This is a genomic window from Nostoc sp. UHCC 0251 (genome assembly GCF_034932245.1).
In the GTDB taxonomy this organism is placed as follows: Bacteria; Cyanobacteriota; Cyanobacteriia; order Cyanobacteriales; family Nostocaceae; genus Nostoc.
In genome coordinates this window covers 21,464-34,585 of sequence record NZ_JAYGHD010000033.1, presented here as the reverse complement: position 1 = coordinate 34,585, position 13,122 = coordinate 21,464, and the positions used below count along the sequence as shown (strand labels likewise).

Genomic DNA, 13,122 nt, shown 5'->3' with positions numbered 1-13,122 from the left:
CAGAGCCTCTTTTGAATACATTCCCAGCCTCCAGGCTGGGAACAAGGCGACACAACCCTTTGGGCTTTTCTTAGTGCCATTTGGGCGTGAACAACCAATGAAATTGCTGTCATTTAGTGGAGGTGCATCTTGCCTAAATCAATTGTTCAAAAAATTGGAATGCCTAAGGCGGTTCGGTTTGCGACCATCGTATTCTCATCTGTTGCAGTAGTCCTCACTACTTGCCAGTCTGCTTTTGCACAGCTCAATATTGGACGCTATGGCATCCAACAAGGGCTGGAGTATGAGTATCTCCAATACCAAATCAATAACCAGAATCTGAGCCAGATGCGAGTCATTCCCGGATGTGATGTGGGATTTGGTCTGACTTGCAATAAAACTGGATCGGTAATCCAGCGATTACTGGATGTAAACGACGGGACTAGCTATCAAAACCTCCTGATACGAGCAGCTGGTGGGGAGCAAAACTTCCAGAATTTCGCTAGCTTTTACGGTAACAATCCTAATCTCTCTGCGGTACCTTACGCCTCATTTTGGAGAAAGGAATCCCCCGCAATTATGGATGGCTCTCAATACGTTCTTGGACAACCTGTTGGTCGCAATCCAGTAGAAGGACTCGGACTGGTAACAAAGGAGTTTTACTGGTCACCATACTCAGGAGCCAATAACTCGGTCAGCCTCCGTAATGGATTACTAGACTTGAAGTTGTCATACGGACGACTGCTCTTTGAGGAAGCCTCAAAAATTTCCAACATTAAGGATCAGATTGAATCTCTAGGTCTGTCGCCAGAGATGACGAATTTCTATTTAGATAAAATCTCAACAGGCTTGGATGCGTTGAGTTCTGGAGATACAAATCAACTCCAACAGAGGATTTTTGAAGTACTATCTTTTCCATACTCCGAAGATGGTGGGGAACTCGGACGCCCTAATAACGCTATTCCACAGGAATTTAGTCAGCTCTTGGGAGAAAACATCTCAGGAGATATATTGTTGAGCAATAATCCAGTAGCGTTGGACGGAGAAGCAATGAGCTTCGATACTTTCCCTGCCTCTGCGGGAGATGTTTTGGTACAAGACAGTCCTGATTCCTTTCCACTCTGGCCAATATTCGGAATTGGGGGTCTTGCTTTAATTCTGCTTCTACTACTGGATGGCGATAGTTCTTCAGCTCAAGCATCTGTTTCTTCAGATAATCCACCTTTATCTCTCACACCTTCAGGCGAATGCGATCTGACTCCCAGTGGTAATGGTTCTGATTACACACAAATAATTGAGATTCCGTGTAATGTTACTCCTAAAATTCCTACGGAAGTCAAGAAGGTGGTAGAGCCATCAATGATCAAAGCGCTTCTACTGGTAATTGTTCTACTATGCATAGTCCGTTACAAACACCAATCTTTAAAAATTCGTAATTCGTAATTCTTATACCAATTCACGAAAATCCTGATACATATAGATTTCTCGTAGGGGCATGGCATTGCCCATTGGTGTCAACTTAAGCTAGAAATCCCTTCAGTGTTGCCCTCCTCGCCCGCCAGAGAATAAATTCTCTGGCTAATAGCTTAAGTCTACTGAAGTAGACTCAAAATTTTGGTTTACTGATTCAGGAGGCAGGAGGTTTCGTTGGCAGTTCTTGCTGGAGGAACCCACGTTTAAAAACGTGGGATTGAAGTGAGGAGCATGAGTGTCTTGTCTACGACACACTAGGTGAACGTGGCACTTTCCGCTCGACACAAATTTTTTTATGCTAGTGGGCAATAACCCACAACTAAAGTTTTTATTAATACTTCTTTCCTCCTGCCAACTGAGCCTCCTGCCCTCTGCCTTTCTTGTAACAATCTGGAGTTGATGTTGAGGATTGCGTACTAGCCAAACTCAAGCACTACCGAAGTGAGCGGCACCCGCTGCGTTAAACTATTTTTTTAAAAGTAAAAATACTCAATAAATATAGAATTAATCACTGCCAATGCATGGGGCCATTTATACGCATAGCAAAAGCCTTACACTCAGCGAATATCCTCTACTAGATAAGCTGCCAATGCAACTATTGTTGCATTGAAAATTTTTATAATAAATATAACTTATAACTATTCCTAGATGTATTTTAACATAAAAATATCTAGTTATAAGCCCATTATCTAATTTATTCCCTTGGGTATATAACTTAAAATCATAAGCAAAACTCTTGACAGATATGGCTGAAGTTTTATTTTGCTAAACCTATAATTAAAGCCTTGTAAAAGTTAAGATTTTATCTCCTGACATAATGTGTAGTGATTTTGAGATAATTAAAAAACAGAACAATAAACATAAACGCTAAATCTCGTTATTTGTCAAGCTGTTTTGATAGTTACATCTCTAATATGGATGATTTATAAATTTGTCATGAGTGGCGTAATTTCATGTATTAATTTCTAAAATTTTGCTGAATTTTATTCCTCGAAAAACATCTACATATTCCACAAAAGCCAGTTTTACCAATCTAATCCTATGACACAGTAATAGTGCGGATGTTTTTCCAAATAACTAGTTAATTATCCGGTTATTAAAAATAAAGGTACTAAAGCTATATAACAAAAGGTAAATAATATGTATCATGCTCAAATGTTTCCAAAAATTGTAGAAGTTAATAGTAATCTACATCAAGCGATCGTGAGTGAAACAACAAAGGATCAATCACAAACGCATGAATTAACTATTACTGATATAGCAATATTTGTATCTCCTGTTGGCTTTATAATTAGTTGGATGGTTGTTTTCATAATATTGCGAAAAATCCGTGCGCTTTTAGATTCTAAAATGGTGTTTCCCGCCAAAGTTTTACACAAACTTCCCTGTAAAAACTGTAGTTTTTATTCCAATAATCATTATCTAAAATGTGCAGTAAACCCTTCTATTGTTCTCACTGAAGAAGCGATGAATTGTTCTGAATACTCACCCAGCAAGAAAAACCCTTCTTCCAAAAATCCTTTTAGCTAGAAATAATAATTATCAATCTGATGCTGCACGAGTAGCAGGGGCTACATATCAAGTAGGTTTTTTGGCTGGTAACACCTTAGTTTGGACAGCGATCTGCGTACACAGTCATCAACAGTTAAGGACGAGACTGTTTTAAGCTTCTCTCCCACACGATAATTACTGAGATTGTTAGACAAACCCAAATGAATATCCAGATAAATGGAATGAGGAATTCAAAGGTCAACCAACTGGGACGCTGCAAGTTCTGAAACCAAGGGTCGCGCAATGATGTAAGCAGGCTACCACCGAAAAATAGTGCTGCCGAAACTGCTGTGATAATCCATCTCGCTTTCACAAAGGTTTCCTGTCATTGTGGGATCATACTTATAGTTTAGTTCGGGGCTGCGATCGCCACACCTATCTTAAGGACTTTCAATTGTTCAGCTTAATTTTTTGGTTTTAATGTGTCTGTAGATAGATGCAATATTTCGGGCATCATCAATGCCACGATGATGTGTGCCTTTTAATTCTATCCCCAACTCATTAAGAGCCTGTCCCATGCCAAATTTTTTAGACACGCCAAGATATTCTGAAAATTCTTCTTTGATATTTATGTGTTCTGAAATAAAAGGATAAGGAAAATTATGATACGCACAATCTTGAATAAATTGCTTTTTGTCGTAATTACCCCAAGAACAAAAAATATGATTGGGAAATGAATAAATCCATTCTTTGAAGCGAGAAATTGCTTCTAAAAATTTGGGTGCTTCGTCAACATCTTGCTGCCGAATGCTAGTTAATCCGGTGCAAAAACTTGTCAGTTGCTGATGTCTCATAGGTTGGATGAATTGCTGAAACTCTGAATCAATTTCCCACGTTTCTCGATTGAGCATCACTGCACCAATTTCGATAATTTCCATTTCGTGACGCCCAATAGTCCCACTGTTACAGCACGTAGCCTCCAGATCGACTATCAGATAATAGTGGGATATTTTAGTTTCCATATTAGATAGTAGTAATTAATTATACTTAATTTTAGGGGCGTAGGGAATCTAGACGGATGAAAAAGGTTTAACCCAACGGAGTTGGATAGTAATATCAAGAGCAATCGCAGCAAACGCAAACCACAATAAACTTTCTCCCGCCAACACCAAAAAAGGCCAAATTGTGCTAATAGAATTCCATCCAAGTTCTATTTGGGTTAATCCGCGCACCAAGCCAAAGGCCAGCACACCACCAGCTTTGAGTTGGGGATTTGGATCTGAGCGGATGATATAGCGGTAGGTGACACCAAATAGTAAGCCACTAAAAGTTGCAACTGCACAACTCATCCACAAGTGCCAGTTAAGATCACTTTGCAGACTTATGAGTACCTGAAAATACTTTGCTAGTACGAAAGTATTCAAAAGACTGGCGATCGCAAAAGCAAAACACACAGATAAACCCCCAATTATTCCAGCTTTCAGGGATTCTATGCGTTCTGCAATTAATTGAGGATCTAAAGTTGCCTTCACTTTATATAGAAATTAGGGATTAGGTATTGGGATAATTTTTCCTTACTCTTCAGTATGATAAATGCTAGAGCAGCTTTGTAGCTAATTAAATGCTACTCTCATCTGGGAATTTTGATGATAAACTCAGTTCCCAGGTCTGATTGAGAATTCACATCTAATATACCTTTGTGTTTCTCTACAACTATTTCATAAGCGATCGACAAGCCAAGTCCAGTGCCTTTTCCAACAGTTTTTGTGGTAAACAATGGCTCAAACAAGCGTTTTTTCAGCCGTTCAGGAATCCCAATCCCATTGTCAGCAATCCGAATTACAACCAATTGTTCTGAATCTATTTCTGTTGTAATTTGAATCTGAGGAATTAGATTGCTCATTTTGCCTAGCATTATAGCTTCATCAAGGGCATCAATTGCATTTGCCAAAATGTTCATAAATACTTGATTCATCTGCCCTATATAGCAGCTTACCTCTGGCAATACTCCATAACTTTTAATAACCTCAATGCCAGGACGATCGCCATTAGCTTTGAGGCGGTGTTGCAAAATCATTAGTGTACTATCTAGTCCTTGGTGCAAATCAGCAGATATTTTTGCATCACTATCTGAGCGGCAGAAGCTGCGTAGTGAATTAGAAAGATTCTGAATTCGTTCACTTCCTAACTGGAGTGAATTCAAAATTTTTCTCATATCTTCGAGAACGAAGTTAAGATCCAAGTCCTCAATAGCAGTGCTAATTTTGGCTGTTGGGTTTGGATACTCTTGCCCATACAGTAGGAGCAACTCGGATACTCCTGCAACGTATTCTTCTAGGGGTGGAATATTGCTGGAAATAAAGTTGATGGGGTTATTGATTTCATGGCCAATACCAGCGATTAGCTCTCCGAGCGTTGATAGTTTCTCTTGCTGCACTAGTTGGACTTGCGCTTGTTGCAAAGCCTTGGTGCGATCGCTAACTTGTTGTTCCAAAGATTCAGTCAATTGTTTGAGTTGTAAATGCACGCGCACTCTAGCAATTACTTCCTCTTGTGCAAACGGTTTAGGGATATAGTCTACTGCACCAAGAGAAAATCCCTTCGTTTTACTTTCTGTATCTGCTAAAGCAGTAGTGAAAATAATTGGAATGTTTTGGGTAACAGCATTACTTTTGAGGCGACGACAAGTTTCAAATCCGTCAATACCTGGCATTTGTACGTCCAGCAAAATCAACTCTGGTTGATTGCGTTCGGCTTGGGCGATCGCACTTTCTCCATCGACTGCCACACGGAAACGAAAACCCTCACTATTGAGCGCTTCACACAGGAGAGATAAATTTGTCGGATTATCATCCACAATCAAAATAAATCCATTATTTTGAGTTTTTCTCATGATGATTTTTAATTTTAAATCAAATTAATTTATGTATTCTTGAAGAAAAGTTTCTAAGCGTTTTAGTTGGAAATTACTAGCAAGCTGAACTAGCTGCTGGGCAAAAATGCTTAAATGTTCATCAGATGCAGAAAGTTCTTTAGTCAGTTCCAAAACTTTTTGAATATCACCGTCTTGTGTCAGATCGAGTAACTCTTGTAAAACTTCTTTGGCAGGTAAAATCATCTCATTTGTTTTATCCAAACCATCTATATAAGTTTTTGTGATTGCGTCTACTGTGCCGTCGAAAATCCATTCCAGTTGCAAAAATTGTCTTAGCATTTCTAGCAGTGTTTCAGCTTCTACAGGCTTTGGTAGAAATGCATCTGCACCTATATCAATACTCTTGTGCTGGTCGATTGCAAACACGCTAGCTGACGAAGCGATGACAGCAATCTCTTTAAATGTCTCAGACTGACGCAAACGTTCAATCAACTCAAATCCATTCAATCTAGGCATCACTAGATCAGTGATAATCATGTCTGGTTTGTAGAGTAGAGCCTGTTCCCATGCTTCCTGACCATGAGTAGCTTCTACAACAGTAAACCCAACCGGCTCTAGTAAATTTACAATTACTGATCGGTTTTCCCATTTATCATCTGCAATCAAAATGGTGCGCCTTTGCCCTTGATAATTAATAATGGTTCCCTGCTCAACCACTCTAGAAACTTTTGCCCAGTCTTTAGATTCTGGCAATTTTACCTCAAACCAGAAAGTGCTACCTGTGCCAAATTCACTTTCCATCTGAATTTCACTACCCATCAACAAGACAATTTTTTGGCTGATTGCTAATCCTAAACCTGTACCTTCAGATTGTCGTTTCTGATTTCCCACTTGCTCAAAGGGCTGGAAGATTTTATTGGCTTGTTCAGGGGTTATACCCGTGCCAGTATCTACTACCTGAAAGCGAATTTTGTAGTTAGTTTTTCCATTACCATTTGATTCTTGACCAATGACTTGAACTTTGAAGGTGACACTACCTTGATTAGTAAATTTAATCGCATTACTAAGCAAGTTAATCAGTACTTGTCGTAAGCGTTTTTCATCAGCATGAATGCCGATTGGCAAATTAGGATCAAGTTCAACGTGAAATCCGATGACCTTTTGTTCTGCCCGGATGCGGCAAATTTCAGTCACGCTATCTATAAAGGCAGGTAGGTAGAAATCAACAGGATACAATTCTAGTTTCCGGGCTTCTATTTTAGAGAGATCCAGAACATCATTAATTAAGGTTAAAAGATGAGAACCACATTGGTAAATAATGCTGACTCCTTTACGTCCTTTTTCACTCAAAGATTCTGTGCGTTGGAGAATTTGTGTATAGCCGAGGATGCCGTTGAGAGGTGTGCGTAGTTCATGACTCATATTGGCGAGAAATTCACTCTTGGCTTGGCTGGAGTTTTGAGCGACTTCCTGTGCAAGGCGTAGTTCTTTTTCGATGCGCTTACGCTCTACAATTTCAGCTGAAAGTGCTTGATTGATAACTTCTAACTGGGCAGGGCTAGGTAGTGTTAGAGCTTGAGGCATGAGATAAAATAACGCAAATGCCGTATATATCGAAATAATGGCAGTTAAAGCTTTTAAAGTACCTGCAATCCAATAGTCTGGATGCCAAAGCGTCCAAATATCCAGCAAGTGTCCAGTACCACAGGCAATGATAAAAGCACCAAATAACAAAAAGACTCCATTGAAAGGAAGGTCTTTACGCTTAGAAATAAAGTAAATCAGGAGGAAGGGAATAGAATAATAGGCTAGAGCGATCGTGGCATCAGAAATAATGTGGAGCCAAACTAATCCAGTTTGCCAGAGATAACAATGTCCGTGGGGAATAAAACCGTTGGAGTGGAAAGGATAGTTGAAAAATGTCGGCATGATACTGGGGGTTGCTGGATTTGAAATATATACCCATAACCCTAGTATTCCCAAAGCATCAAGTGGGAAAGCGCGATCGCTATTCTTTTACACTTGTCTTTATTAATGCTTGAAATAGTAGCGTACCAAGAAAAAATGGTGTATCGTTGGCGTTCGCGCCCAAAACTCGCAATGTCATTTATAAAAAAATCTCAGCCTGCCCAATCCCTGTATGATAAATATTAGAAACCTTTTGTAATTATTTGAAAAGCGGGACTATGGAGATTTTGACACTAGGTTGGGTATCACTGTTAGTTGTGTTCACTTGGTCAATTGCAATGGTAGTTTGGGGACGTAACGGACTGTAGAGGCATTGTGGAAAGTCCATTCTTGAGTATTTTAACAATAGTAGCCGTAGTGCTGCTCGTAGTAGTCACTGGTGGTATTGGTTATTTGACCCTGGCAGATTGGCGCGATCGCCGTCGCCAAGAAGAAGAAAAACGCACCACCCGCAGCGCCACTCCCAAGCGGCGATAATTTGCTAGCGGTTGAAAAATGTTTTTGTAGGGACACGAGATTATCGTGTCCCTACACTGTTTTTTGGCATTCCCAGGAAATAACTGTTACCTTTGCGATCGCTAGGGGAATTATGAGATAGAAGACTTTCAATATTTAAAGTCCCACTGGGAATGGAAAACTCCTCTACGACTCAACCCATACCACCAAATTTAGAACAAGAATCTCATTCAGATGTGACTTACTCCTTACGTCAGAATGAGCAACAAAAAGCCTTATCTGGAGTTATTGCCCGTATTCGGGAGTCTCTAGACATAGAAACTATCTTCAAAATTACAGTCACTGAAGTCCGCCAACTTCTGAAAAGCGATCGGGTTGGTGTGTTTCGTTTTTATCCTGATTTGGCATGGGAAGGGGAATTTATCTATGAAGATGTGGCAACAGAATGGGATTCGGCACTAGCAGCTAAACTGCGAGACCACTGCTTTAGTGAGGAATTTGCAGAACTATATCAGCAAGGTCGAATTAGAGCAATAGCTGATATTTATCAAGTTAATGCCAGTGATTGCTACATCCAGATTCTAGAAAGGTTTCAGGTACGTGCCAATATAACCGTCCCCTTAATAAAAGGTAAAGATTTATGGGGATTGTTGTGTATTCATCAGTGTAGTAGTCCTCGGGAATGGGAAGCATCAGAAATTGAGTTTGTGCAACTTATTGCTGAACATCTAGGAGTTGCTTTACAGCAAGCAGATTACCTAGAACAAGTAAAGCTACAATCGGCAGAACTAGCACAAGCAAAAGCCAGACAAAAAGCAGCCCAATGGCAGAAAACCATAGCCATAACCATTGAGAAAATTCGTCAGTCTCTAGACTTAGAAAGCATTTTCCACACAACAACCAGAGAACTTAGGCAGCTGCTAAATGCTGACCGTGTGGCTATTTATCGCTTCAATTCCGATTGGAGTGGTGAATTTGTGTTTGAATCAGTGGCAGAAGGTTGGATTTCCCTTATACACGAACAATTGCAGCGACCGGAATTGAGTGAAAATGTCAGTGAATGTAGCGCCAAAGATTTAGCTACACCTCCAATTGCTGACACCTACTTACAAGATACCGAAGGTGGTAGCTTTAGCAGATGTGAAGTGTACCGGATTTGTAATGATATTTACAATTCAGGCTTTAGCGACTGCTACATTAAAATCTTAGAAATTTATCAAGCAAGAGCTTATGTGATCATTGCCATTTACCACGGTCAGAAGCTTTGGGGCTTACTAGCAGTGTACCAAAACGCCAGAACCCGTGATTGGCAAAAAGATGAGGTTTACTTGCTTACCCAAGTGGGTACACAACTAGGTGTGGCTTTGCAGCAAGCGGAATTTATCCAACAAATGCAAATCCAAGCAGCAGAGATTAGCAAAGCTGCTGAAAGGCAAAGGGCGTTAGCGAACACTGTAGAAAAAATTCGTCAGTCTCTGGAAATTGAAGCCATCTTTAAAACCACAACTCAAGAAGTCCGTCGGTTATTAGAAGTGGAACGAGTCGCAATTTACCGCTTCTATCCTGACTGGAGTGGCGAATTTGTTGCTGATTCTATTGTTGATGGCTCGACACCAATAATTAAGCCGCAGCCTGTGACAGAAAGCGTTCTTGTGCAAGCAAAGAAAGCGGGTAAGTATGCACGCAATGAAGTTTTTGTCCCAATTTCTCAGGGCGAGAAACTGTGGGGATTGCTAGTAGCTTATCAAAACTCTCAGCCCCGTTATTGGCAAGATGAGGAAATCAACTTATTGGCACAAGTTGGTGTTCAATTGGGGGTAGCATTACAGCAAGCTGAGTCGTTGAAACAGATGCAGCTACAAGCCCAAAAACTGGCTAAAGCTGCCGAACGAGAACGGAAAGCGGCCCAAAGGGAAAAAGCTTTAGCCGCAACAGTAGAGAAAATTCGCCAGTCTCTTGATATTGACACCATCTTTGCCACCAGTACCGAAGAAGTCCGACGGCTATTGGAAGTTGAGAGAGTGACAATATATCGATTTCGGACGGATTGGAGTGGCGAATTTGTTGCTGAGTCTTTAGCCCAAGGTTGGACACCAATAAGGGAAATTGTACCTGCGATGTCTACAACGGACTACGCCTACGCAGATGATTACTTGCAACAAACCCAAGACAGAAACTTTGCTAATGATAAAAGTGTTGTCATTAAAGATATTTACAGCGCCAATTATTCTATCTGTCATATTGCCCTGCTTGAGCTAATGGAAGCTAGGGCATATATAATTGTGCCGATTTTTCAGGGTGAGAAACTCTGGGGATTACTAGCAGCTTATCAAAATATCAAACCCCGTGATTGGCAAGAGGATGAGGTCGATTTGCTAATGCAGATTAGTACTCAGTTAGGGGTAGGACTTCAGCAAGCGGAATTACTCGAACAAACTCAACGTCAAAAAGAAGAACTCACCCAGACTCTTAAAGAATTACAGCACGCTCAAAGCCAGTTGATTCAAAGTGAAAAAATGGCAGGCTTAGGGCAGTTAGTTGCTGGTGTAGCACATGAAATTAACAACCCTATTAGTTTCATTTATGGCAACATTACTTATGTTACTGAACATGCCGAAAATTTATTGAAATTACTTCGCCTGTATCAGAAACAGTATCCTAAGGCAACAGGAGAAATTCAAAAGCAAGCAGCAGCACTGGATTTAGATTTTATTAGTGATGACTTACCCAAAATTCTGACTTCAATGAGAATGGGGGCAGATCGGATTTCTCAATTAGTCTTGTCTTTACGAAGTTTTTCTCGACTTGATGAAACAGGAATGAAGCCCGTTGACCTTCATGAAGGCATCGACAGTACGTTGTTAATTTTACAACATCGACTGCAACCACAGGCTGATTCTCTTGCGATTGAGGTAGTTAAACAATATGGTGAATTGCCTCCAGTAGTCTGCTATGCGGCGCAGATGAATCAGGTGTTTATGAATATCCTCAACAATGCGATCGATGCATTGGAAAACTCAGAGAAAGCGGGAAAAATAATTGACAATCCTAAAATTTTCATTCGTACAGAAGTTATCGAAGGGAATACTATTCTGATTTGCATTGCTGATAATGCTTGTGGAATTCCAGAGATGATGCGATCGCGCATTTTTGAACCTTTCTTTACCACCAAACAACCTGGACAAGGTACTGGCTTGGGGTTATCCATCAGCTACCAAATTATTGTGGAAAAACATGGTGGTAATATCAAGTGTGTTTCTGAACCTGGTAACGGCTGTGAGTTCTGGATAGAAATCCCAATAAAACGGACAATTTAGGCGTTAGTGATGCTTGCGGTAGCCTTTTATAGGTAACACTACGCATATCTTTACGCTTTTTTGTCTGATACGGAGGCGCAAAGAAAAAATAAAAAATGCAATACCTGCCGTAAGCTACGCTAACGCACATTCTGAAATCAAGAAGTAATGTTAAAATTATATATCTATAAAGGAGAAGATTATGAGCAATCAATCTGTTCCTAAAACCAATAGTCTCTATGCACAAGATTATCATTTGTGGTTAGAACACACTGTTGATTTATTAAAAAGCAAAAAATTTTTAGAATTAGAGTTAGAAAATTTAATTGAAGAAATTGAAAGTATGGGTAGAAGTGATAAAAATGCTTTAAGGAGTAATCTTAGAGTGCTTTTAATGCACCTTCTCAAATACCAATTTCAACCCCAGAACCGATCCAATAGCTGGTTATATACAATCTATGAACATCGTCAAAGATTACAAGAAGCATTTGTAGATAGTCCTAGCTTAAAATACTATTACACAGAAGTTTTTGAGAGTTGTTACCAACACGCTAGAAAAGAAGCATCTATTGAAACAGGACTTCCTCTGTCTATTTTTCCTAAAGACTATCCTTTTTCTATTGATGAAACCTTAGATCCTGACTTCTTTCCAAATTAATCATAATCGCACAGTGAAGATTTTACAGGCGATGCCTTGTCTACGAGACGCTACGCGAATGCCTACGCACTGTGGAGATTTTTCAGGCGAAGTTATCGCCTTTATGCTCAGGCAATTTATGAGAAACACTGTGTCTTGGTTGCGTAGTGCTAGTTATGATGTAGTACATTTGCGCGATGAAGGGTTGCAAAGACTACCAGACGATCAGATTTTAGTGAAAGCTCGCACAGAAGGGAGGATTTTATTAACTGTAGACTTGGATTTTGCCCAACTTTTAGCCACTAGTGGGGATAATTTACCCAGTGTAATTTTGTTTAGATTAGGAAATGAAAATTACAACGCAATTAATGAGCGTTTGACAGAAGTTTTAAGGGAATGTCAGGCAGATTTAGAAGTAGGGACAATTATTTCTGTCAGTAACGAAACTTTCCGGGTAAGGCGATTACCTATATAAGTTAAGTTAATTAATTGTTAGTTTAACTTAAGGTAGCGATCGCTCTTTTTTACGAACCACAGAGACGCAGAGAACACAGAGGAAGAAGATAGCGATGCCTTTGGCAGGCAACTCTTGGAGACGCACTCGCGTTTGCCTACGCACTGTAGAGATTTTTCAGGCGATCGCTTATTATAATTTCACTAGCATTAGTAATATAAGTTGCTCTATGAATTAATATGGAAACTAAAGAAATTCTCCAAGCACTCCCAAACCTGAGCATAAGCGATCGCCTGAAGGTAGCTGAGTCAGCGCTGCAATTAGTTCTTCAAGAAAAACACTCACTTACCAAAGATGAGCAAAAACGCCAATTAACACTAGCGGCAGTGACAGCTATTGCAGATTATGTACCTGGTAGTGAATTAGATATATTCTCTGACTTAGAGGGAGAAGACTTTTGCGACTATCCAGATTAAGACTTCCACAACTCAGG

12 protein-coding genes and 1 pseudogene are annotated in these 13,122 nt (G+C 40.0%); 8 read left to right on the top strand and 5 right to left on the bottom strand.

Annotated features, from left to right (window positions below; genetic code table 11):
- The first annotated feature begins 129 nt into the window (after positions 1-129).
- Both VB740_RS06850 and VB740_RS06845 read left to right on the top strand, forming a co-directional pair.
- Positions 130-1,422 carry a hypothetical protein gene (locus VB740_RS06850; RefSeq protein ID WP_323199293.1) on the top strand — a complete coding sequence of 431 codons (1,293 nt, stop codon included), beginning with the start codon at positions 130-132 and terminating at the stop codon, positions 1,420-1,422.
- Positions 1,423-2,592: 1,170 nt separating this feature from the next.
- Positions 2,593-2,982, top strand: coding sequence for a hypothetical protein (locus tag VB740_RS06845; RefSeq protein ID WP_323199292.1), 390 nt, complete (start codon positions 2,593-2,595; stop codon positions 2,980-2,982).
- A 118-nt stretch (positions 2,983-3,100) separates the two neighbouring features.
- Here the strand turns inward: VB740_RS06845 and VB740_RS06840 are convergent.
- The 5 genes and pseudogenes from VB740_RS06840 to VB740_RS06820 form a co-directional block, all read right to left on the bottom strand.
- A pseudogene (locus VB740_RS06840) lies at positions 3,101-3,316 on the bottom strand (tryptophan-rich sensory protein); the annotation flags it as partial.
- Between the two features lie 85 nt (positions 3,317-3,401).
- Entirely contained in the window at positions 3,402-3,965 is a 564-nt protein-coding gene (locus tag VB740_RS06835) for a 3'-5' exonuclease (RefSeq protein ID WP_323199291.1), read from the bottom strand.
- 48 nt (positions 3,966-4,013) lie between these two features.
- Positions 4,014-4,475, bottom strand: coding sequence for a hypothetical protein (locus VB740_RS06830; protein WP_323199290.1), 462 nt, complete (start codon positions 4,473-4,475; stop codon positions 4,014-4,016).
- A gap of 98 nt (positions 4,476-4,573) precedes the next feature.
- Positions 4,574-5,836 carry a response regulator gene (locus VB740_RS06825; protein ID WP_323199289.1) on the bottom strand — a complete coding sequence of 421 codons (1,263 nt, stop codon included), beginning with the start codon at positions 5,834-5,836 and terminating at the stop codon, positions 4,574-4,576.
- Between the two features lie 24 nt (positions 5,837-5,860).
- Positions 5,861-7,747 carry an ATP-binding protein gene (locus VB740_RS06820; RefSeq protein WP_323199288.1) on the bottom strand — a complete coding sequence of 629 codons (1,887 nt, stop codon included), beginning with the start codon at positions 7,745-7,747 and terminating at the stop codon, positions 5,861-5,863.
- 257 nt (positions 7,748-8,004) lie between these two features.
- Here VB740_RS06820 and petN point away from each other — a divergent pair, with 257 nt between their 5' ends.
- The 6 genes from petN (at position 8,005) to VB740_RS06790 (ending at position 13,105) form a co-directional block, all read left to right on the top strand.
- Positions 8,005-8,094, top strand: coding sequence for a cytochrome b6-f complex subunit PetN (gene petN, locus VB740_RS06815; RefSeq protein WP_012408302.1), 90 nt, complete (start codon positions 8,005-8,007; stop codon positions 8,092-8,094).
- Positions 8,095-8,101: 7 nt separating this feature from the next.
- The gene (locus VB740_RS06810) at positions 8,102-8,263 is read left to right on the top strand and encodes a hypothetical protein (RefSeq protein WP_323199287.1); all 162 of its coding nucleotides are present in this window, start codon (positions 8,102-8,104) and stop codon (positions 8,261-8,263) included.
- Positions 8,264-8,415: 152 nt separating this feature from the next.
- Positions 8,416-11,559 (top strand): GAF domain-containing protein, encoded by a 3,144-nt coding sequence (locus VB740_RS06805; protein WP_323199286.1) that lies wholly within the window; start codon positions 8,416-8,418, stop codon positions 11,557-11,559.
- Between the two features lie 181 nt (positions 11,560-11,740).
- Positions 11,741-12,196, top strand: a complete 456-nt coding sequence (locus tag VB740_RS06800) for a DUF29 domain-containing protein (protein ID WP_323199285.1) — start codon at positions 11,741-11,743, stop codon at positions 12,194-12,196.
- A 13-nt stretch (positions 12,197-12,209) separates the two neighbouring features.
- Positions 12,210-12,650 (top strand): DUF5615 family PIN-like protein, encoded by a 441-nt coding sequence (locus VB740_RS06795; RefSeq protein ID WP_323199284.1) that lies wholly within the window; start codon positions 12,210-12,212, stop codon positions 12,648-12,650.
- Positions 12,651-12,868: 218 nt separating this feature from the next.
- Entirely contained in the window at positions 12,869-13,105 is a 237-nt protein-coding gene (locus VB740_RS06790) for a hypothetical protein (RefSeq protein ID WP_323199283.1), read from the top strand.
- The last annotated feature ends 17 nt before the right edge of the window (positions 13,106-13,122 follow it).